Annotated in this window: 20 protein-coding genes; 5 read left to right on the top strand and 15 right to left on the bottom strand. The window is 39.5% G+C overall.

Translation table 11 applies throughout. From position 1 onward, the window contains the following. Positions 1 to 386 precede the first annotated feature (386 nt). Entirely contained in the window at positions 387 to 539 is a 153-nt protein-coding gene (locus H6G08_RS25840) for a hypothetical protein (protein ID WP_190548236.1), read from the top strand. Between the two features lie 227 nt (positions 540 to 766). Here H6G08_RS25840 and H6G08_RS25845 read toward each other — a convergent pair whose 3' ends face one another. Then, entirely contained in the window at positions 767 to 2,191 is a 1,425-nt protein-coding gene (locus H6G08_RS25845) for an LCP family protein (protein ID WP_190548238.1), read from the bottom strand. A 290-nt stretch (positions 2,192 to 2,481) separates the two neighbouring features. Beyond that, positions 2,482 to 2,838: a hypothetical protein gene (locus tag H6G08_RS25850; protein WP_190548240.1), complete on the bottom strand. Its 357-nt coding sequence runs from the start codon at positions 2,836 to 2,838 to the stop codon at positions 2,482 to 2,484. Between the two features lie 357 nt (positions 2,839 to 3,195). Between H6G08_RS25850 and H6G08_RS25855 the strand changes: the two genes are divergently transcribed. Then, entirely contained in the window at positions 3,196 to 4,374 is a 1,179-nt protein-coding gene (locus H6G08_RS25855) for an AI-2E family transporter (protein ID WP_190548242.1), read from the top strand. 164 nt (positions 4,375 to 4,538) lie between these two features. On the opposite strand, the gene H6G08_RS25860 is transcribed toward H6G08_RS25855, so the two are convergent. Both H6G08_RS25860 and H6G08_RS25865 read right to left on the bottom strand, forming a co-directional pair. Continuing rightward, entirely contained in the window at positions 4,539 to 5,867 is a 1,329-nt protein-coding gene (locus H6G08_RS25860) for a serpin family protein (RefSeq protein WP_190548245.1), read from the bottom strand. A gap of 307 nt (positions 5,868 to 6,174) precedes the next feature. Then, on the bottom strand, positions 6,175 to 7,770 hold the full coding sequence (locus tag H6G08_RS25865) for a S8 family serine peptidase (protein WP_190548247.1): 1,596 nt from the start codon (positions 7,768 to 7,770) through the stop codon (positions 6,175 to 6,177). A 242-nt stretch (positions 7,771 to 8,012) separates the two neighbouring features. Here H6G08_RS25865 and rpe point away from each other — a divergent pair, with 242 nt between their 5' ends. Then, positions 8,013 to 8,720, top strand: coding sequence for a ribulose-phosphate 3-epimerase (gene rpe, locus H6G08_RS25870; RefSeq protein ID WP_096646755.1), 708 nt, complete (start codon positions 8,013 to 8,015; stop codon positions 8,718 to 8,720). Positions 8,721 to 8,872: 152 nt separating this feature from the next. Here rpe and hpsJ-A read toward each other — a convergent pair whose 3' ends face one another. The 6 genes from hpsJ-A to H6G08_RS25900 all read right to left on the bottom strand — a co-directional run bounded on the left by hpsJ-A (position 8,873) and on the right by H6G08_RS25900 (position 14,567). Continuing rightward, on the bottom strand, positions 8,873 to 9,598 hold the full coding sequence (hpsJ-A, locus tag H6G08_RS25875; RefSeq protein ID WP_190548249.1) for an HpsJ-like protein, cyanoexosortase A-associated: 726 nt from the start codon (positions 9,596 to 9,598) through the stop codon (positions 8,873 to 8,875). 1,210 nt (positions 9,599 to 10,808) lie between these two features. Next, positions 10,809 to 11,630 (bottom strand): PEP-CTERM sorting domain-containing protein, encoded by an 822-nt coding sequence (locus tag H6G08_RS25880; RefSeq protein WP_190548251.1) that lies wholly within the window; start codon positions 11,628 to 11,630, stop codon positions 10,809 to 10,811. A gap of 729 nt (positions 11,631 to 12,359) precedes the next feature. Continuing rightward, on the bottom strand, positions 12,360 to 12,881 hold the full coding sequence (locus H6G08_RS25885; protein WP_190548253.1) for a hypothetical protein: 522 nt from the start codon (positions 12,879 to 12,881) through the stop codon (positions 12,360 to 12,362). Positions 12,882 to 12,961: 80 nt separating this feature from the next. Beyond that, on the bottom strand, positions 12,962 to 13,402 hold the full coding sequence (locus tag H6G08_RS25890) for a hypothetical protein (RefSeq protein ID WP_190548255.1): 441 nt from the start codon (positions 13,400 to 13,402) through the stop codon (positions 12,962 to 12,964). A gap of 133 nt (positions 13,403 to 13,535) precedes the next feature. Next, on the bottom strand, positions 13,536 to 13,718 hold the full coding sequence (locus H6G08_RS25895; RefSeq protein WP_190548257.1) for a CsbD family protein: 183 nt from the start codon (positions 13,716 to 13,718) through the stop codon (positions 13,536 to 13,538). A gap of 378 nt (positions 13,719 to 14,096) precedes the next feature. Further along, on the bottom strand, positions 14,097 to 14,567 hold the full coding sequence (locus H6G08_RS25900) for a hypothetical protein (protein ID WP_190548259.1): 471 nt from the start codon (positions 14,565 to 14,567) through the stop codon (positions 14,097 to 14,099). 256 nt (positions 14,568 to 14,823) lie between these two features. Between H6G08_RS25900 and uvrB the strand changes: the two genes are divergently transcribed. Further along, positions 14,824 to 16,821 carry an excinuclease ABC subunit UvrB gene (gene uvrB / locus H6G08_RS25905; RefSeq protein ID WP_190548261.1) on the top strand — a complete coding sequence of 666 codons (1,998 nt, stop codon included), beginning with the start codon at positions 14,824 to 14,826 and terminating at the stop codon, positions 16,819 to 16,821. A gap of 139 nt (positions 16,822 to 16,960) precedes the next feature. Here uvrB and H6G08_RS25910 read toward each other — a convergent pair whose 3' ends face one another. After that, a complete protein-coding gene (locus H6G08_RS25910) occupies positions 16,961 to 17,311 on the bottom strand; it encodes a hypothetical protein (protein ID WP_190548263.1) in 351 nt (116 codons plus the stop codon). 517 nt (positions 17,312 to 17,828) lie between these two features. Between H6G08_RS25910 and H6G08_RS25915 the strand changes: the two genes are divergently transcribed. Next, entirely contained in the window at positions 17,829 to 18,224 is a 396-nt protein-coding gene (locus H6G08_RS25915) for a hypothetical protein (protein ID WP_190548266.1), read from the top strand. 46 nt (positions 18,225 to 18,270) lie between these two features. On the opposite strand, the gene H6G08_RS25920 is transcribed toward H6G08_RS25915, so the two are convergent. The 4 genes from H6G08_RS25920 to H6G08_RS25935 form a co-directional block, all read right to left on the bottom strand. After that, positions 18,271 to 18,777 carry a hypothetical protein gene (locus H6G08_RS25920; RefSeq protein ID WP_190548268.1) on the bottom strand — a complete coding sequence of 169 codons (507 nt, stop codon included), beginning with the start codon at positions 18,775 to 18,777 and terminating at the stop codon, positions 18,271 to 18,273. A 22-nt stretch (positions 18,778 to 18,799) separates the two neighbouring features. Next, positions 18,800 to 19,252: a hypothetical protein gene (locus tag H6G08_RS25925; RefSeq protein WP_190548271.1), complete on the bottom strand. Its 453-nt coding sequence runs from the start codon at positions 19,250 to 19,252 to the stop codon at positions 18,800 to 18,802. Between the two features lie 30 nt (positions 19,253 to 19,282). Continuing rightward, positions 19,283 to 19,903 (bottom strand): tetratricopeptide repeat protein, encoded by a 621-nt coding sequence (locus H6G08_RS25930; protein WP_190548273.1) that lies wholly within the window; start codon positions 19,901 to 19,903, stop codon positions 19,283 to 19,285. 117 nt (positions 19,904 to 20,020) lie between these two features. Continuing rightward, positions 20,021 to 20,659 carry an acyl carrier protein phosphodiesterase gene (locus H6G08_RS25935; protein ID WP_242046272.1) on the bottom strand — a complete coding sequence of 213 codons (639 nt, stop codon included), beginning with the start codon at positions 20,657 to 20,659 and terminating at the stop codon, positions 20,021 to 20,023. Positions 20,660 to 20,950 lie beyond the last annotated feature (291 nt).

The following is a 20,950-nucleotide window of genomic DNA, read 5'->3' on the forward strand; positions in this document are numbered from 1 at the left end:
CCTTAGAGCATGTCTTCAATTTATCTACACAAAACCGAAGCTTTAGCCGCTAATTAATTTAATTTTCGCCATTAAATTCATATTTATTAATAGTTTTTGCGCAATATATCGAAAGTTATCTGTTGGAAGTATAATGAAATGTAAAGACAGCAGTTCGCCAAAAAGTAGCAGCATCTTGTTCTTTCAAGGCTGAGACAAAAAGCTGATTTACAATTAGAATTAATTACATGAGTAGCAACAGCAAATAAACTAAAGTATTGCAAACATATCTGAAAAATAATTGCAGAGATTGTTGATATATTGAGAATTTAAGCAAAGGCAGAATATCAGAATTAAAGTATAGACATAACCAAAGAAAGCGACTCAGAAAACAGGAGTCTCACATTATGTCTATTACTAGAATCATTGCTAGCATTACTCAGTTTATTTCTGAAGCCGCAATGCGGATATTTGGCCCTAATGATGACGCATATCCTGAAATTGGTGTTCAACCATTTACAGGCGATCCTTATAAGAAAGGCATGGCAGACTATTGGTAACGAGATTAGCCTGAGATGACAATTTTACTATTAATAAACTAAAGGCGTGAGGTTCTGACCCACGCCTGTTTATTTGAGGATACAAATATTAAGTATGGTAAAACTTAAAAATCAAAATCCTCTGTTTGCATTTTGCTGCAGTTTAATCTGAGCTTAACAAAAATCAATGTTAATTTAAGTAGAGCAACTCGATCGTCAAAGAGCGATCGCTATTTCATAATCAGAGCTTATGGCTGAGTAGATTTTTCTAATAGCGCTTTTTGTTGTAACCAATCCTTACCTAGCTGGATGCTAATATCAGAGGCGATATTGCCGGTGCTTTCCACGCGAACTTCGCCAAATCCTAACAAATCGCGAATTGAAGCGGCGCTATTACCATCACCTTGTTGAGCCACAATATTACTAACATCCAGAGGTTCAGTCCAAGGCTTTGTAACATAGACATTGCGATATCCCGCCTTTTCCAAAGTTCTAATTAAAGGACGCAAAGTATTGTAATCGCCACCCGTACTATCTTGAATCGCTACCCGTAAAGAACCAGGTTCAGTTGTTTCCTGTTCTTGCGCTTGTTGTGACTCTACACCAAAGTGTTGCGCCATTAATTTAGCAATACCCTGTTTACTTGGTAACCAATAGCTAGCATCATATTCATTTTTCTCGCTAAAGCGACCGGGTACCATGAGCATCTGCATATTAGAGCGATTAGTGCGGACACCAAAACCTACTAATGCCACTAATTCCTCAACATTTAAATTAGTATCAATATGTTCTTTAACTACATCAAGTACTTTTGGTAATTGAGCTACCGTTGATGGGTTAAGTGACTGTTCCATCAAAGCGCGCAGCACCATTTGTTGGCGCTGAATTCGCCCAATATCACCTAATTCATCACGGCGGTACCTTAATAATTGGAGTGTCTGATCGCCATTAAGATGTTGTTTGCCTGCTTTTAGATTGATATATAAATGCTGAGATTCATCTTGATATTTCATATCTTTGGGGACGAAGACTGTCACACCACCCAAAGCATCAATTAATTTAGCTACGCCTAAAACATTAATCCGAATATAGCGATCGATCGCTACCCCATTTAAGAGATTGCTGATGGTTTTAGCTGTTAAAGCTGGCCCACCGTCAATATTGGCATGATTAATTTTTTTCACGCCATGTCCTTCTATTTCTGTGCGGGTATCGCGAGGAATAGAAAGCATAGTCACTTTTTTCGTCTCTGGATCGAATTTGATCAAGAGCATGACATCAGCTAACCCATCAAAGGAGTTTACCTGGGGGTGATAGCCTAAATTTTTGGTTTCTTCGGGAGCATTTTGGATATCTGGTGGTAGTACGCTCATCCCCATGACTAAGATATTCACCGGACGAGTTAATTGGGTAAATTTCAACCCACTTCCAGAAATGCGATCGCCATCGAAGACAGCTTCTTCTTGGGGGCTAAGTTGGGCTTGTTGTAAAGGCGTACTCGTCAAAGAAACGGCCAACAGCGCCCCGGCTGTGGCTGAAACCATTGCAATTCCGCTCATCCCTACCCAAAACCACAACCAACGCCCAGTTTTAGAGTTTGGTATCTTTTTATTGCTGTTTTTCGCAACGTTTCCTGACTGGTTTTCTTCTGCTGAAGTTCTTTGAATGGTCACAGACATCCTCACACTTACTGATCAAATTCGGTACATTGGCAGACTAATAAATATTCAGACAAATCAAACCATATTAGCTAATTCTTAATTATTAGTGCTAACTTGTTGATTGCTGTGTTAACCACAACACTTATAGCAGTCTTTTTTATTTTTTTCGACAAATTATGATGATGTGTTATTGCAGTATGACAACAATAAAGGAATTTGACCAGATCCTTAATGATATAATCTTTAATTTGCGAAAAAATTAAGTAAAACTACTGACCTAATTATTACTTAAAAATTTAAGCTCAATATTTGCCCAAGGCTCGTTCAGCTAAACGGCTAAACCCCGGTAATTTGTGAGACTTTCTCTGAATGACGCGCAACATCAACCACAGACTCACCAAAAAATAACCGGAAGTCACAAAGCTATTGAGGATTAATAAGCGCAAGCCCAAAAATTCTGAAGTTTCAGCCCCGGTTGCTAATAAGAGGTATGCCACAAACCAGGTAAATGCCAAAGTAATAGACAGCCGACTAGTGGCTATTTGTTCCCGGTTTCCCTGACGCCTGTAAAGAGTCCACAGGGATGGAAAAACGCCAACCACGGGAATTAAATACATAAGTAGCTGGGTTTTTGGGATAGTAGAGTCGAAATCGGGCATGGGGCATGGGGCACTTGTACTGAGCGAAGTCGAAGTATTGGGAATTGGGAATTTATCGTTCATATTTTCTTCTTGTCTCCCTTGTCCCCCTTGTCTCCCTTGTCCCCCTTGTCTCCCTTGTCCCCCTTCCCTTTGTCCCTCCGAAGTTCTGATCGGAGGTTTCCTCCGATCAGACTTCTCTCCTTGTCCCCAATCCTCAGAATCAGATGCAGGCAAATTATTATTTTTATTTGGTTGAAAATTTTCCATGTGGTTGATTCTAATCCTAAACTAGGAGGATGAATAATAATGATGTAGTTAGAGATAATAAGCTATAAAGAAAGATTTTATTTAGTTCTATCCTGTAATCGGCTAAAGATGCAGACACGCAAGCTACTAGACTGGTGGGACACGCTAACACCCATAGCGCGGATCGGAGCGATCGCGTTATTCATTCCGTTGGTAGTGTTAAATGGTTGGGCTATTTCCTCAATTTTTAATTATTTCCACTCCTTAATAGTTATTTTAGTCGGAGCCTCGGTATTAGCATTTCTGCTCAATTATCCCGTTAGCTGGATGGAGCATCATGGGTTGAGGCGAGAGCCGGTTGCTATCTTAGTGTTTCTTTTGGCTTTATCAATTTTATTAGCCTTGGGTGTAACTCTGTTTCCCCTAGCCCTCACCCAAGCGCAGCAACTAGTGGCACGCATCCCGGAGTTAATCGACTCTGGACGTTCCCAGTTAATGATGTTAAACGAAAAAGCAGAGGTTTTCGGCTTACCAATCAATCTTGATGCCCTAGTCGCGCAAATTAACGATCGCGTCAAGGGACAATTGCAAGCGATCGCCGGCAAAGTTCTCAATCTAGCGGTAGTCACAGTCACTAGCTTGCTAGATTTTGTCTTGACGATGATTTTGACTTTCTATCTATTACAACATGGCGGCGAACTCTGGCAAAGTTTGGTAGAATGGCTACCCACAAAAGTGCGCGAACCTTTCTCCCAAACAGTACGCCTCAGCTTTCAAAATTTCTTTATCACCCAGCTAATTTTATCTACCTGCATGGCATCAGCCCTAATTCCCACATTTTTGTGGCTAAAAGTGCCATTTGGTCTATTATTTGGCTTAACCATTGGTATCATGGCTCTCGTGCCCTTTGGGGGTTCTGTAGGCATCGCCTTAACTACCTTATTAGTGTCGCTGCAAGATTTCTGGATGGGCGCAAGAGTTTTAATGGCCGCAGTTATCGTTCAGCAAATTCTCGAAAATTTAATCGCCCCCCGGATTTTAGGGAGCTTTACAGGTTTAAACCCAGCTTTGGTAGTAATTTCTGTACTCACAGGGGCGAGAATTGGCGGACTTCTCGGTGTAATTGTGGCAGTACCCACGGCTGTAGTGATTAAAACCGCTATCAGTGTTATCCGTCCAAAATCACTGAGCAGCGATCCTCATGAGTATGCCAATTCTGGGGAAATTACTACACCCGTTACACCAGAAGTCACCCCAACAGTTGAAGCGAATAATCCCCTGAGCGTATCAGAAGCTACATTACCCTAAGCTGGGCAGGGGGGCAGGGAGCAGGGAGCAGGGGGGACAAGGAGGACAAGGAGGACAAGGAGGACAAGGGAGACAAGGAAGACATTGTACAGACAAGGGTTATCGCGTCTCTTGCCCAATGCCCAATGCCCAATGCCCAATGCCCCATGCCCCATGCCCAAATCCTACTGCGGTTCCATAATGGAACCCATAAATAAAACGCTACCTGTTTGATTATCCCGAATAGCGCAAAAGAAGGGACGGTCAACAATCATTTTGAATGGTTCTGGTTTTTGTACGGCAGATGTTGCCACAATGGAGACTGAAGTTGATGCGGCGGCTTCAGTTCCTTCTTCATTCACTTCTACAAAGGTTTTATGCTTTACCTGGCTAATGGTGAGGTTTTTACCGATGCCTGAGAAATTGGCTTTGTTGCTAAAAGCCTCGCCCATCCCTAAAGCTTTCAGTGCATCGTTGAGGGTAACTTCATAGTCGGTTTTAAACCGGGGTAAGCGAATCGAGCCTTCCCGCTTGCGAAACTGAGTCATCCATTGTTCCCAGTTCTCAGCATTTAGGGTTTGATAAAAAGATTTGAGGCTGGAATTTTGTTTAGGTAAAAAGATATATAGGCTGAATTTACCGTCTTTACCATAAGGTAAACTTACTGCCTGAAATTGGGCGTTTTCTTGATATCTATAGTCGCCATCTTGCGACATCATCGGGTGATTTTTTTGTTGACCAGATGCTAGGTTAAATGGCAATGTAGCAGTCTGACTTTTATCAAATTCATTGCTCCATTTACCTTTAAAATATATCGCATTAATCAGAAACAACATCTGATTTGGATCGATATTATCAACTATTTTGTTGATTTTACCTTGGGTATTATCTTTAACCCAATTATTGATAATATTTGGTGCTGATGCATCTTGAAAATCTAGGTTAGTTACCTGGGCTTTATAGTAATCCTTGTTTTTCTGGATAAAGTCTGATTGAAATTTAGCATTTTTATTCGCCCATAGCGAGTTAGCAATATTCAATCTGACATCGCTATTAGGATTTTCTAATAGCTGTTTTAAGTCTGAGTAAGCTGAATTAATTTCTGCTAAATTCATTCCCTGTAATTCCAGGGTTTTCGCCATTGCTTGTTGGGTAGATCCACTAGCTCCGTTATAAGTCATGGCTAGAGCGATCGCCACACTTGAAGGAGAAAGAAAAATGTTCTTGTCGCTACTTTCATTTTTCAGAACTTCTGAAAATAATTTAAAGCCAAATTTATTATTAGCTTTGACTAATTTTGTATCAGGATTTGCTGTTTTTTTTGGCAGAACAGATTCGGAATTAGGTGCAGGAGATTGAGCCAAGGCACTCTTATCGCCATTAACCTGAGAACAGCCCAATACACCCAAAAGGACAACACTAGCCGCCGTTAACACGTAACGTCTTCCTAATCTCACCCCGTAACGTCGTTGTAAGAAAGTCTCTTTCATACCACTAAATTTCTGCCGATTCATTCTGCCACCTCACTCGCCATATATTTATTTAGTCGTCTTTCAAGTAGGACGCTCGTGACCTATTAATTGTTAACTATGGCATTTGAGCAGCAGCAGAATTTGGCGGTTACAGTTTTGGTAACAGTCAATAATTTTCAGAATTGTAGAAAAGTTATTTCAGTTACTATTTGGTCATTTGTCAGAGACGCGATTAATCGCGTCTGTACAATTGCCATTTGTCATTTGTCATTTGTCATTTGTCATTTGTCCTCCTTGTCCCCCTTGTCCCCCTTGTCCCCCTTGTCTCCCCTACCCCCTGCCCCTCTGCCTACTTCTTAGGTACAGTCCACCAAGCTAACCCATAGGCTTGATTGGGTTCGTTAACTTGTTGGCGCATCTGGACGCGAATTTTGTAATTTCCATCAGCAGGAATCGGGCAGAAAATGTGTTCTACGCTATCAATTTGGCTGATAGATGAGCAGACTGTACCACCATCTGTATTTTGGGCATCAGCTTTGACTAAATACAGGTCAAGATTATTTAAACCGCGATCGCGAAAATTATCGCCAATATCATAAAGGTCATTTTTATTGCGATCGTTGAGTTCTACCAACCTATCCCAAGTCAAAGTCATTGCCACAAAACTCCCTTTTTTTAAGGGTTGTGCTAGCACATATTCTACAGGGGCAAGCGTATTTACTGTGTGGTAATCCCAACCCATCGCAGGTACGGGATTTGTCGGCAGCCATTGACCTGCGCTAAATTGTTGATAAGCTCTAAATGCATTTAAATGACCTGTTCCCATTTGCGCATCTAAGGGAATTTTGTCATCTAAATAGGCATCAGAAGCTAGCCAGTCTTGATTTTGTTTATCAATTATTGTCCTAGTCATTCCTAGCCGCAAGCCATCGCCGCTATCTTTAACTTTTTCTGCGGAATTAAGTAATACAGCTTTCATCACTTGATGATTGCGAGAATTGACACTCCAATTAGGTTGTTTTGTCCGCAACTGGCGATCGCCAAATTCCTGCAACAACGCCACCGTGGCTGTAAGGTGGGGTGCAGCAAAGCTTGTACCCGTGACTTTATTGACTTTGCCATCAGGATTGAGCATGACAATATTACTACCAGGTGCCACTAAACCGATAGCCCGCCGCCCGCCAATATTAAATTCCTTCCCCGCCAATCTACCGCTAACCCCTTGGTAAGCACCCGCCAGGTTAGAAACATCTACTTTATTAAAAATCCCTTCGCGGCGGGATGAAAAAGCCACGTTGATTGCATTAAAATTATCTGTAGGAATAGGAATACCGCCTTTACCTTGGTTGCCCGCGATCGCATATACAACATCATGCACGCGAGTTGACCAGTCAATACACAAAGTCAGTAAAGCATTGCCATCTAAAATAGCTTCTGGGCGCGGATCGCGGTTGAGAGGTTCGCCAAAGCTAAAATTTATGGCGCGAACATCACCACCATTTTGTAAAGCAATATGTTGTGCCGATAAACATTCTTCTGGTTGACCCATATTTTTAGTCGAGCCAACAGCCGAAGAATACAGTTTTGCTTCTGGCGCTACCCCCGGCCAAGCTTTGTCTTGACTGACCATCACACCAGCAACATTATAAGCATGAGGGTCAACACCACTATTTGATTTAGCGGGGCCATTGCGTAAAAAAACCGCAGCTAGGGATACAGCACGATTTTTCGATACTGCTTTATCCCAACCAAACATTCCCGGACGACCGATTTCCACTTGACCAATAGAAATTTTTCGACCGCGTAAATTATAAGGAGGTTGATGCAGCCTGAGAGCATCAATACCATTAGTTCCCAAAGAAGTTTGTAAAGCTGAAGCCAGTACTGGCGCACTCAAGCAAGCAGCACCCAGTCCCCAAAATAGCCAAGTTAGTTTTTTAGTCATTTGTCAATAGTCAATAGTCAATAGTCAATAGTCAATAGTCAGTTGTTAGAGACGCGATTAATCGCGTCTGTACAATAGTCATTTGTCCTCCTTGTCCTCCTTGTCCTCCTTGTCCCCCTGCCCCCTGCTCCCTTGCCCCCTGCCCCTACCCCTACCCATAAACCTGGGATCAAATTTATGAGCGATCGCTAAATATTTTGTTACAATGCTTACAGACGAGGATGCTTCAAAACCCACTAGCCATGACCCAAAACCTATCTCAAAAGCCCATTGTTATCTCTCCATCTATCCTATCAGCCGATTTTAGTCGTCTGGGAGACGAAATTCGTGCGGTAGACGCAGCTGGAGCAGATTGGATTCACGTTGATGTAATGGACGGTCGTTTTGTACCTAATATTACGATAGGCCCTCTAGTGGTGGAGGCGATTCGTCCGGTGACCACAAAGCCATTAGATGTCCACTTAATGATTGTGGAGCCAGAAAAGTATGTAGAGGGTTTCGCTAAAGCAGGTGCTGATATTATCTCCGTACATGCTGAACATAATGCTTCACCCCACTTACACCGCACTCTTGGACAAATCAAAGAACTCGGTAAAAAAGCAGGCGTTGTACTCAATCCTTCCACACCTTTGGAATTTATTGAGTATGTATTGGAACTCTGCGATTTAATCCTAATTATGAGCGTCAACCCTGGTTTTGGCGGTCAAAGTTTTATTCCCGGCGTCGTACCCAAAATTCGTCAGCTGCGTCAAATGTGTGACGAACGCGGACTCGATCCTTGGATTGAAGTAGACGGTGGACTCAAAGCTAATAATACTTGGCAAGTTTTAGAAGCTGGCGCTAATGCAATAGTCGCTGGTTCAGCTGTATTTAACGCTCCAGATTATGCTGAAGCAATTACAGCTATTCGTAACAGCAAGCGTCCATCTCCAGAATTAGCTAAAGTTTAATTCTGTGGGAATTAAACTGAGTTGAACTAGACCATAAAAATACTGATAGGGTAGCGCATAATCATGCCTACCCTATTTTTTAAACTCAGCCAATTCCTATCAAAGTCCTATTTGATTTTTGAATAAATTAAAAATCAAACTGAATTCCTAAATCATCTCCCAATTCTTGCCCAATTAGTTGCTTTCCAGAAGCTAAAAAATAAAGCTGCTGAAACTAAAGCTCCCAAATTCCATTTAACAGAATTCTTGAGTAAATTTAGACGTTGAGAAGATTGAGTCCTTTCAGCTTGAGTCTTAATTTGAGCTTTCGCTTTAGAAACATCTGACAAAATTTGAGTTTTTACTTCCTGAGGACTTTTACCATCTAATGAACGTCCTTGTGACTTTAAAAACTCATTTATTTGTTCTGGTGTCGCTTGATTTAGTTGCTGTTCTACCTGTGCTGCTTGGGTTAATTGCTGTTGGGATGCAGTGGTAATTTGCGCTGCACTTTGTTTACTCAGCCGAACTGTGTTACCAATTCCCAAGGGTATAAATAAGAGGAATATTACTGCTAATAATAAAGTTAACCAAGAGAACAGTTTCAGACTGAGAAATTCCCATTTGCTGCGGGAATACATTTCTCCATAAAATATCAGCGCGAAACCAATTAAAGGTACGGGTACTCGTTCAACTAACGATCCGAAAGTTTGAAATTCCCAAGCAGGATTCATAAAATTCGGTGGAAACAACATCTCAACAACATCGAACAAGGCTAATAAGAGTAAGCCGTAACCTAGCATTCGCAAAATTTTGGTTGAGCCTGTTTGGCTAAAAGCAAACTCCTGTAACTCTTGTACTAAAGCGGGAATGAATTTATCACTACTTGATTTTGTCATGTTCCTAATGTAGTAAAAAATAAAACTCTGAAAAGAGGAAAAACTCAGGTTTTTTAAGCAGGTTTTGCCGATATTAATTTCAATAACACATTTGCGTCAAAAAAATTAGCAAGAGACCTTTTTATTAGTAACCATTGAATAGTTCTTACCTCTTGATGTTCCTAGCTGTAGCTAGGAGGAAAAGCATTATTGTCTGTCTGAGAGTTTGAAGCTATGCATAGGTGGTCTTTACACAACGCAACATTCCGAGATTCGCGTTGAGACTGTTCTGGTTTTGGCTTAGTAACTGGCTTTGTCAAAAAAATCTTCACTAAAACGAAGAGGACACTACCTAAAGTTAGAGCCAAAAACATAATTCGCAGTTGTTTCCACAGAGCCATCACCTTTAAAACTCCGCAACATCATAAAGTTAGTTCATCCCTACTCCAAGAGCAGGAACAGGTAGTATGACACCAAAATCAGCACTGCGATCGCCCTAGCGTAAAAAGCCCTAGAGTAAAAAGTATAAAAGCTAATGACAGTCTTTACTCATCAATAAAAGTTTTAACGCTTTCAAGCCCTGATACTATAATTCTGTTTCTTGAGGATACAGCCATTGATAACACTTAGTGAAGTACTTCATCTTTGTTTTATCTTGGTTGTGGTAATTATTGTAAGTATGTATGCTAGCTGACCTGTAATTATTCTTACGTAATTCTCTATTTCTCATCAAGAATTTTGCTGAATATTAATACAATCTTTAATTTCATTGGTTTTAATAAATCTATTGGCTATACATCCTCAATCCGCTTGACATAAGAGTTACAACACACAAATAAGAGATTTTACGGAGAAATTTTGATGAATTTTCCATAAATTTTCGATAAATTTAGCTAAAATCTGGAGCGACTAGGAAAATATTGGACAATTTGTATGATTTTATACTTAAAGACTTTTTAAGTAAGTTGGTATAAATAAACCAAACTATATTACGAAACGTTGCAAAAAAAGATGGGCGGGAATATTAAGTACAAAATTCAAAATCTTCTCTTACAGAAATTTTCAGCTAAATAGACCACACTGTAGGGGCACGGCACCAGTAAGATTATTGTATATAGGAGAAGATTGTGGACGCCGTGCCCCTAGTACGATTGTGGTTCAAATGCATGAAAACTGCTGTAAGATTCCGCAATCCATCACAGATATGAACAAATAGATAATGTAAACACAACTATGTATTAATTGTGCTTTTTTGTTGCTGCTTTTGTTTGCGACGCAATGTGATACCCAAAGCACCAGCTGTCAATGTACCAAAAATAGTCATAGGTTCTGGGACAGATTGGGCTGGGGTAACTTTAATAAAAGTAGAATCAATTCCCTGTTTAAAGTCGTAAAAGTTGTCGTAAGGATCGGTATCACGAAGTTGATAAACAACTTTTGGTTTATTTAAAAGGCTAGCATAAAAGTTACTCAGAGTTGATGCATTAGTAACATATAACCAGCCAGTATCCAAACTCTCACTCCGGAAACCTATACCACCTGGATCGCCAGAATCTACATTTCCTAAAGCATCAGTTTGTTTAGTACTCACTTGACCGAAATAACCAAATTCAATGTCATTTAACAGCAGTGCATTTTGAGTATCTGGATCTTTATCCTTTGCACCTGAGTCACCATCAAAAAGAGTGAAACGAACAGCTAGTTCTTTAATTCCTCCCCCAAGTTTGTTGATGATTGATTCTGTAAAATTATTGTCGATACCAATAGTACCAGGATTACCTCGATAGTTTTTTGGGTTACCACGATCGTAATAACCTCTGAATAATTGACTGGCTCCTAATTGGCTAGTTACCCTTGTATTATTCTCACCAACAATATCCAAAACTACTCCACCGACTGAAGTAATTTCTGTAGGTAGAACGCCTTTACTTGTGGGTGAGGTGAGATCTAAAGTTGCAGCTTGTGCTGAATCTGCTGCTTGAAAAGTTGCAAAACCTAGAAAAGTTATTGTTGCAACTTTCCACAATTTTTTTCTGATTTTCAATTTAGTCATTATACTTTTGCTCATCACGAAATCATCAAATTGGCTGCTAAATGTACTTTTGGGTACAAATTAGCTCTACAATCAAAACTTTTGCACTATTTATCGATGAGCTAGCGACTCGATGAGGATATAATCCACATCTTCTTGTCGTTAGCAAAATGTTGTATATCTCCTTATCTCTAGGAGAATTTAATTCTTTGCACCCTATTGGTAGAGGGAATCAATAACTTAAAATCACAGTCAAATACTTTTCAAATAGCCTCGACAAAAGGCTATTTGATATCTATGAGATTTCTAAACTGTCAAACCAGACTTCTACAATTCACCAGGAATCAGTATTTTTTAATATAAAATAATCCGTAAAATCAACTACTTATCTCGAAGTTTATGAAAACTTTAAGGCAGTTTTTCGCCAAAAATATTACAAAGCTGGATAAGTATAGATTAAGGAAGGGTTAACGAACACAATTGAATATAAAATTTACTTAAACTTAAGGTAATTTATCCGGAAATTTTCTATCACAGTAGTAAAGTGTGGTTAGATTTTCACCTAAGGGAACTCCAAAAAATAAATTATCCCAAATTGTAGGGGCGGGGTCACGACGAGGTTGCAGGCTTGGTAAGTTAATGATTGGGATGTTTTTTTATTTGGAAGTCCCTAAACTTACGTAAAGCCAAAAAAAGGTGGGTATTACCCACCTCGTTGTCAGTATGTCGTTAATGTTGAGAAGAGAAAATTCACTTGTGTCTACCTAACCACTTAGCTGCGGCGATACCAATAATACCCGCAACTACTGGATTGCTGAGGAACTTAATAATACCTGGTTGTTCAGCTAACACTTCACGGAAAATATCTGGGTGGTTGTGATAGACAAAGGATGCGAGTTTGCTGACATCATCAGCACTCATGCGGTTGGGGTTGTGAGTAGAAAGGCCTAGTTGTTGTTCTAGATGGCGCTCATCTAGTCCTCTTTCCTTAAGGTTTTTGAAAAAGGCGCGTGCGACATCATCCCGTTCGTTGGGTTTGATTTGCGCGATCGCTTTTTGTAATTCCGGCTCCATTTGGCTGGGGGGAATTCTGTCAGGATGTAAAGAACGACCGAATAATTGACGACGCTGATCTGTTGTGGTGCGTTGAGCAAAGTCGTCAAAGTTTTCGTATTCGTTACCGGAATCTGTGTTTACATCATTTAAAGATTCGACATTTCCCTGCGCCAAATCTCGCATAATTTCGCGCTTATACTGTTCGCTGCTTGTCACTTTGGTTCTCTCCTTTTCAGGTTAATTTACTATTACCTGATATTCTGGGAATTGTGGGAATTTTCTCGTTCAATCAGCAATTAGCTGTACTGAATTTGGCTGCTTTGAGTGTCGTATTTAGCAGTTAAAATTAGCTTTTTATCGGGAGCATATACCAAAACTGTTAAGTCTTGATTGGGAAAATTCTTCCGAAATCCTTCTACTAAAGATTTAGCTAAAGGTCGCACTTCATTCGGACGTACTTGTTGGGAAATAACCACGCCTAATTTATTGTTGTCGCGTACATAGGCGTCTTTAACTAAGCCTTTAGATGTTTGTACAACCCAGTTACCAAAATTTTGTCCTGAAGAGGTATTACCTCTTTCTAATTGTGAATAGGTAACATCGCGACCAATCGCTGGGGCGTTGGTTGGGCGGTCAACTTGTGCTACATTACTACCACCACAGGCAGTGGTAATTGTTAAGACTAAAATCAAGATGCCAGCCATCAAGATTTTCCGACTCTGCTGAAGCAGAATCATGTTTCACCTCCTAAAAAAACAGGGAATAATCATTAAATAGCTGGTGTATTTATGCTATTTAAATTTATTGTTTTATTTATGTAAGTATGGTGGGCAATGCCCACCCTACAATTACTAATATGTTGACTTAGTTCTAGTCAATTTTTTTCTTGATGTTATCTTTCACATCTTCAATACCGTGACGCACTTCGCTTTCAGCTTGTTTTGCTTTGCCTTCAGCTTTATCTTCAGGATCGCCTGTGACGTTTCCTAAAGCTTCTTGAGCTTTACCTTCAATATTTTTACCTGCAGCTTTTGCGCGATCTTCTATGCTCATATTCTACTCCTAGTTTTAATAATTCATGGGGTTTCAAAGCTGTTTAACAACTGCGAAACCTTTTGTTATTACTCCTACAAAGTAGCTTAAAGTTTTCCTATTAGCCTTCTGTCACAAGATATATTAGTTATCTATGCTAATAGAGAGAGAAGATATATATTTGAGATGCAAACAAAAGGACAAGGAAGACAAGGAGGACAAGGAAGATAGGTATTTATGAATAATTGAAGATTGCTATAGAAAAAATTATGAATTGCTAGATACAGGACTTTTTTCAGAAGTCGGTGATTTGAGTAAATTAGTAATTATTAAATACAAAAAAATAGACCCGATTCTTAAAAGAATCGGGTTGATAAATTGAGGAAAATATTTTGGTGTTTAATCGAGAAAACCCATTAAACCATCAGAATCATCAATCACATTGGATGCTACTGGACGGTTACCCATGACAGAGTAACTTTCGGAAATTACTAATGCACTAGAGGCTATAGGACGAACGCCAGAAAGATTAATGCTATCAACTACTTGGATTGTATTTGCAGCGATGGGACGAATTCCCATAACGTTATATGTTTCAACTACTTGTAAGTCACCGGTGCTAATCGGACGTACACCAGCAATAGAGACGGTTTCTGCAACTTGTAAATCGCTGCTAGCTATGGGACGGATTCCGGCGATCGCAAGTGTTCCTTGAGTCTCGGTTTGCACTGGTTGTTCTTTACCTGCTTCTACTTTATCTGTATTCAAGCTATTACCCTGATTATTTTCTACTTCCACTGTACTTTCTCCTTTGAGCTTGGCACGCTTTTGTCTTGGACTGACAGCTTTGCCAGTGCTATTAATGCTCATAACTTAAATCCCTCCGATTTGTTAACTGGTTTTTACAATAATTAAACTGGCGTGAATTTTTTTGTATATATGAGAGTTTAACCTTAAAAAACCTGAGACATGTATAATTATCTTCAAAATGTACACATAAGTAAATGCAATCAGTAAAATTTTATAAATAAAGATTGCTATTGCTAATGATAAGCTGCACCGATATGCCGCTACGAGTGGGCGGTGAGATCGTTACTATGGGAGAGGGTATTTCTGGCACAACTGTATGACAGAATTTAGTCTGCAAGCTCCCTTTAGTCCGACAGGCGATCAACCACACGCGATCGCACAACTAGTAAGTAGTATCCAAGCTGGAAACCGCTACCAAACTTTGCTTGGTGCTACGGGAACCGGTAAGACATTTTCAGTAGCTGCGGTAATTGAGAAGGTTGGTAAACCAACTTTGGTACTAGCGCATAATAAAACCTTGGCTGCACAACTTTGCAATGAGTTGCGGGAATTCTTTCCCCATAACGCCGTTGAATATTTCGTGAGTTATTACGACTATTATCAGCCAGAAGCGTATATTCCGGTTACGGATACTTATATTGAGAAGACAGCTTCGATTAATGATGAAATAGATATGCTGCGACATTCAGCAACGCGATCGCTTTTTGAACGTCGCGATGTCATTGTTGTTGCTTCCATTAGCTGTATCTATGGCTTGGGGATTCCCGCAGAATATCTCAAAGCTGCAATTCCCTTAAAAATTGGGATGGAAGTCAACCAACGCCAAATTTTACGAGACTTAGCATCTGTGCAGTATAGCCGCAACGACTTAGAAATGGGTCGGGGAAAGTTTCGCGTTCGCGGTGATGTTTTAGAAATAGGCCCTGCTTACGAAGATAGAATTATTCGCGTTGAATTTTTTGGCGATGAAATTGACGCTATTCGTTATATTGATCCAGTAACCGGGGAAATTATTAACAGTTTGCAAGCTGTAAATATCTACCCGGCGCGTCACTTTGTCACCCCAGAAGAACGCTTAGAAATCGCTTGTGATGATATTGCAGCCGAATTAAAACAACAAAAAGCTGACTTAGAAGCAGCCGGGAAATTATTAGAAGCACAACGGATAGATCAGCGTACAAGATATGATTTAGAAATGTTACGCGAAGTTGGCTATTGTAACGGCGTCGAAAACTATTCTCGCCACCTTGCAGGAAGACAAGCCGGCGAACCACCAGAATGTTTAATTGATTATTTTCCTAAAGATTGGCTATTAGTTATTGATGAATCTCACGTAACAGTACCGCAAATTCGCGGCATGTATAACGGTGACCAAGCTAGAAAGAAAGTTTTAATTGAACATGGCTTTAGACTTCCTAGTGCGGCTGATAATCGTCCCTTGAAAGCTGATGAATTTTGGGAAAAAGTAAATCAGTGTATTTTTGTTTCGGCTACACCGGGAAATTGGGAATTAGAAATTTCGGAAAATCATATAGTTGAACAAGTAATTCGCCCCACTGGTGTAATCGATCCAGAAATATTTGTCCGTCCCACAGAAGGACAAATTGATGATTTATTAGGAGAAATAAAAGACAGAGTAGACCGCCACGAAAGAGTTTTAGTAACTACATTAACTAAGCGGATGGCGGAAGATTTAACCGAATATCTAGAAGATAACGGTATTCGCGTGCGCTATTTGCACTCAGAAATTAACTCCATTGAACGGATAGAAATTTTGCAAGATTTGCGTGCAGGTAACTTTGACGTATTAGTCGGAGTCAACTTACTGCGGGAAGGTTTGGATTTACCAGAAGTTTCTTTAGTCGCAATTATGGATGCAGATAAAGAAGGCTTCTTACGCGCCGAACGTTCCTTAATTCAAACCATTGGCAGAGCCGCCCGTCATGTCAAAGGGCAAGCAATCATGTATGCTGATAATCTCACAGATAGCATGATTAAAGCCATTGAAGAAACCGATAGAAGACGAGGAATTCAAACGGCGTATAACAAAATGCATGGAATTACGCCGCAACCAATTGTCAAAAAATCCAGTAATGCGATTTTGTCCTTTTTAGAAGTTTCGCGACGGTTAAATGCAACAGACTTAAAAGTTGTAGACGAACATATCGATGAACTACCCCTAGAAGACATTCCCGACTTAATTGTCAAACTCGAAGCGCAGATGAAAGAAGCAGCGAAAAAACTAGAATTTGAAGAAGCTGCAAGTTTGCGCGATCGCATCAAGCATCTGCGGGATAAAATGCTCGGACGTTAGTATTTAGTTAAGATAGCGATGAAAGAGAACGCTCTTTTTTCGCTATCCTAAGACAAAAATAAAAATATCTTCTCTCGGAAATTGGATAATTTATTTTTTGGAAGTCCCTAAATCAAATGTGTTAATCCTGTTGAAGTTATTAAACAGTGCGATCGCGCTGATAAGACCAAGCTGCGAATAAACTAAAAGCACCCCAAGCCCAAACTAGCCAAAGTAAATGTAGAAATAGCTGGTTATCGTGATTCAAGTTAACTGCTGATAGAACTAATTGCCGATAATGGTAGAAGGGCGAGAAGGCAATTAAATCTTGTACTATTTGTGGTACTGGGAGTTGAATTGAACCACAAGCAACAGGAATAATAATTAGCGATAAGCTAAGAATGGAATCAGCACTTTTTGGATGTAGCAAATACCCCAATGCAAGACCAAGAATAGCAAATGGTATTATTCCCAAGATTAAGCTCGATATCAGAGCTAAGGCTTGAGTCATATCCATTCTGATATCAAGTTGCCACATTCCTAAACCAAAATCTAGATATATCTCTATAATCCTTGTTTAACTCTCACTTGCTGTAGATTCCTATGAACTCTCAGCAGGTTGAACATAGTGGCTTCCCGTTCGCTGAAAGCGTTCCCGAAGGGTAGGGTAGTGAAACCCAACAAACTCTCGCAAATGTTGGGTTTCGTTCCTTAACCCAACCTACACAGTTTTTAGTTATTGCAACAGAAGCGATCGCAATCACCGTCAATATTTTTGCACCTGTGGGCGGCTCACCGGATTCTCGGTAGATTCCGAACCGCAACAAGGTTAAGTTATTGTACCAGAAGTATGAGCTTGAGCAAGGGAAAATTTTGTAAAATAGTATTTAGAGATATAAAGCGATCGCTTGAGTAAGTCGGTCAGTGCAATTATAGATAACGAGCGAATACTGAAAGAATTTAGCAGATACAAGAATGCGATCGCTGCCTAATTAATATTTTGACTTTTGATCCAGGGAGATAGCAAAGTGACTCATTCATTATTAGTTAAATCAGGACTACTACTTACTATCCTGACGTTAGATTTAGCGATGTATTCTCCTGTAAAAGCAGAAGTTGCTCAGAAGATCCCGCAAAATCTACAGCAGTTAGAACCCCAAGGTAAACAGTTCAGCAAACAATTATCTTCTCCCACTTCTCAACAGCAATGGGAAGAATTTAGACAGCGACAAGATGAACAAATGCTCAGACAACAGCAACGTCTCGAACAATTTAGACTGCAAAATGAGCTAAGACAACAACAGCCACCCGGACGATTGAGACAGCAACCGGTTGGACAATTTAGACAAAATCAATTGATAATCCAGCAAAGACAGCAAATGGATACATTGAGGCTACAGCAGAAACTCAGACAGCAGCCGTAAGGGTTGTTTTGTCAAATCAAGCTTCTGCCGCATAAATCATTGCCAGCTAATTATTTATTGGCTGGCAACTAGGTAATAAAAATTCATTTTTTTCTGTCAGGGTAATATAATCTAACTGAACAGCTTTAGTAAGAATTTTGTCTAGAAAAACTTTTAATACTTTTATGAATTGATATTTATCTAGAGAAAATTCCTCTGCTGCTATCGATTCCCCATAACTTCTCCAGATGCATTTAAGTTTTGAATTATCTACAGGCTGGAAATAGAGAGTCATCTCACTCTCTGGAAAACTTATTTCAATATTTTCATTTCTATCCAATCTAAAGATTACTTGTGGCAACTCTTTTAAAATCAAAATAATATCAGGATCTAAAAACAAATCCTGTTTTTGATCTCCAATTTCCATTATAACTTTTTGATTATTTTCAAAACAAAAACGGCGTAGCTGTATTTCTGAATGTGAAAGTTCTTCTAAAGGATCTTCCGGAGGAGAAAACCACTTTTCACGACAAAGTTCTGCTAATTCAAGAGAAAATTTCTGAGTACTATTCATTTGGATTTTTCCTCAATGATTTTTAAAGTACAAAGCTATCTAGAACAGGATATGCAGAATTTAGAGTACCATCTTTATTCCTTTGAACAAATGCACGAGTTACATTTTCAGTTATTGTTCCATCAGGATGATAAACTCTACCAATAGGACGTTTAAAATCAATTACATATCTACCTGGATATTTTGGTGTTGCTTGCTCTGCATTTACCCAGTCATCAGTATTGAGCCACTGTCCCTGATATTTATTTTTGCTAGCTACTCTACCCCTTAACTGCTCAGGTGTCAGTCTTGGCCCATGATGACGCTCAATATGATCGTAAGCTTTAGTTGATTTAGAATTATTCCATTGGGGTTCTGCTCCACTTCCTGTCCATGTACATCCACTTCCTACTTTTATATTAGAGCTTGTGATTTCCTGTTGTATAACTTCAATCAAAGGGTAATTTTCTGGAAGATTGGGATTATAGTCAGTCAAATTTCTAACTTACCTCTTTATTTAAGTAAATTAAGCCCACTGGCGCAGTTTTTTATGTACCTGGGCTAAATACCACATATAATCATCAATCTTGTAATCATCAGCAGCTTTAACTATATATTCCTGCGCTAATTCCAGATTATTCTCAGCTTCGTAATATAATCCTAAATAAAGGTGACTGTAGAAATTACCTTTTTTTCCTTCAGACTTACCAATATTCAAAACATCATCAACTGTACAATTCCCTGCATATAAATCGTAAACGCTGCGCATAATTCGCCTGGGGTCATTTTTCACAGGTAATAGGGAATTCTTTGCTGATTCTACCCCCGAAAGTCTAGCTATACAGAGATATCGCCATACTGTTTCCTCTACATCTTGGGCGTTAACAGTCAAATCGATCTCAAATTGTGTTGCACCTTCAGCAAATTTTTCTGCATAATAATAAGATAGTCCCCGTTGCCATAGATAAGGTTTAAGTCGCTCATCTAATTTTTCTGCTGTATCAAAATCTTGAATAGATTCATCAACTTTGGCTAATTGAAAGTAAACCATTCCACGGCGAATATAAGCATGAGGATTTTGTGGCTGATTGCGGATAGTTTCATGCCAACGCTGGAGTTGATTTTCTAATGAATTGTTAAAAAACATGATTTTGATGAGCAGATAATCTGTGAGTTTGGAGATTTTTTTAACCGCCTTCGCGTAGCGTCTCGCAGAGAAGACGCCAAGTACGCCAAGGAAGAGAAGGATATTTAGTAGGATAAACTAAGTAATACACCAATTTTGTACATGAGATAATAATTGCGGAAAGAATTCCTGAAAGTCAGACTCTAAAGCATCATAGTGGGTGATGAGTTCATTGATAGCTGGAGTTAAACTAAGGTGTCTGTTACATCGCCTTGATAATCGTTTTGAAATTCTTAAAAGAGCGATTTCTACACCAGATACATGACGATAAGAACCTAACCAATCTTCAGCAGCTACGCGAGAAATTACTTCTCTCACCATTATTGGTATTTGACCGGGATAAGCTCTAAATGAACTATATATTTCTGCTGTAAAATCGTCTAAAGATACATTGCAATATTCTGACCAATTTTTTGCTAAGAAATGGTCATAAAAAATATCTACCAGTACACCAGAAAATCGCCGATAGCTAGAGTCAATACGTTGTTTACTTCTTTGCACAACTATGTGACTGTCTGTAAATCTATCAATTACTAGATGACAAGCAATTCCCCGTTGGATATAAGAGTTTAATTCCTGGCGCGCCGCACCTTTAACAATATCGGCTAGGAGATTACCTAAGCGACTTTCAACATTCGGTTCAGACAATAATAAGTGGGCTAACCAGTTCATTTTTGGTTGACGGTTGACGGTTGACGCAGAAGAGAGATTTTTCAACTCTCTTTGTGATATTTATACAACAATACAGTTCAGCTAAGGATAATTGTAGTAGCGTGACAAGGTTAAAAAGTTGGGTTCAAACAATCTAGAAAATCTACCAATAATAAATATAGTCTCTGATTATTCAACCCAACAAATTAAGCTTGCCGCGCTAGTAGTGGTCTGTCCCATTAATTTTGCTGGGTTGGATAAATCTTTGAAAGCTTAACTCTTGCATCTTCTGTACGAAAACGCCAATCTACACAAACCTGATTAAGATTGCGATCGCATTCCCAAATTGAAACCTCT

Origin of the sequence: Calothrix anomala FACHB-343 (assembly GCF_014696435.1) — a bacterium.
In the GTDB taxonomy this organism is placed as follows: Bacteria; Cyanobacteriota; Cyanobacteriia; order Cyanobacteriales; family Nostocaceae; genus Aulosira; species Aulosira anomala_A.

What these genes read in the sequence shown, in the direction of transcription:
- H6G08_RS25890 (WP_190548255.1), bottom strand. Translation starts at nt 13,402, where the DNA reads ATGATTCTGCTTCAGCAGAGTCGGAAAATCTTGATGGCTGGCATCTTG.
- H6G08_RS25840 (WP_190548236.1), top strand. Translation starts at nt 387, where the DNA reads ATGTCTATTACTAGAATCATTGCTAGCATTACTCAGTTTATTTCTGAA.
- H6G08_RS25855 (WP_190548242.1), top strand. Translation starts at nt 3,196, where the DNA reads ATGCAGACACGCAAGCTACTAGACTGGTGGGACACGCTAACACCCATA.
- H6G08_RS25900 (WP_190548259.1), bottom strand. Translation starts at nt 14,567, where the DNA reads ATGAGCATTAATAGCACTGGCAAAGCTGTCAGTCCAAGACAAAAGCGT.
- hpsJ-A (WP_190548249.1), bottom strand. Translation starts at nt 9,598, where the DNA reads ATGACAAAATCAAGTAGTGATAAATTCATTCCCGCTTTAGTACAAGAG.
- H6G08_RS25910 (WP_190548263.1), bottom strand. Translation starts at nt 17,311, where the DNA reads ATGACTCAAGCCTTAGCTCTGATATCGAGCTTAATCTTGGGAATAATA.
- H6G08_RS25880 (WP_190548251.1), bottom strand. Translation starts at nt 11,630, where the DNA reads ATGACTAAATTGAAAATCAGAAAAAAATTGTGGAAAGTTGCAACAATA.
- rpe (WP_096646755.1), top strand. Translation starts at nt 8,013, where the DNA reads ATGACCCAAAACCTATCTCAAAAGCCCATTGTTATCTCTCCATCTATC.
- H6G08_RS25895 (WP_190548257.1), bottom strand. Translation starts at nt 13,718, where the DNA reads ATGAGCATAGAAGATCGCGCAAAAGCTGCAGGTAAAAATATTGAAGGT.
- H6G08_RS25930 (WP_190548273.1), bottom strand. Translation starts at nt 19,903, where the DNA reads ATGTTTTTTAACAATTCATTAGAAAATCAACTCCAGCGTTGGCATGAA.
- H6G08_RS25850 (WP_190548240.1), bottom strand. Translation starts at nt 2,838, where the DNA reads ATGCCCGATTTCGACTCTACTATCCCAAAAACCCAGCTACTTATGTAT.
- uvrB (WP_190548261.1), top strand. Translation starts at nt 14,824, where the DNA reads ATGACAGAATTTAGTCTGCAAGCTCCCTTTAGTCCGACAGGCGATCAA.
- H6G08_RS25920 (WP_190548268.1), bottom strand. Translation starts at nt 18,777, where the DNA reads ATGAATAGTACTCAGAAATTTTCTCTTGAATTAGCAGAACTTTGTCGT.
- H6G08_RS25865 (WP_190548247.1), bottom strand. Translation starts at nt 7,770, where the DNA reads ATGACTAAAAAACTAACTTGGCTATTTTGGGGACTGGGTGCTGCTTGC.
- H6G08_RS25860 (WP_190548245.1), bottom strand. Translation starts at nt 5,867, where the DNA reads ATGAATCGGCAGAAATTTAGTGGTATGAAAGAGACTTTCTTACAACGA.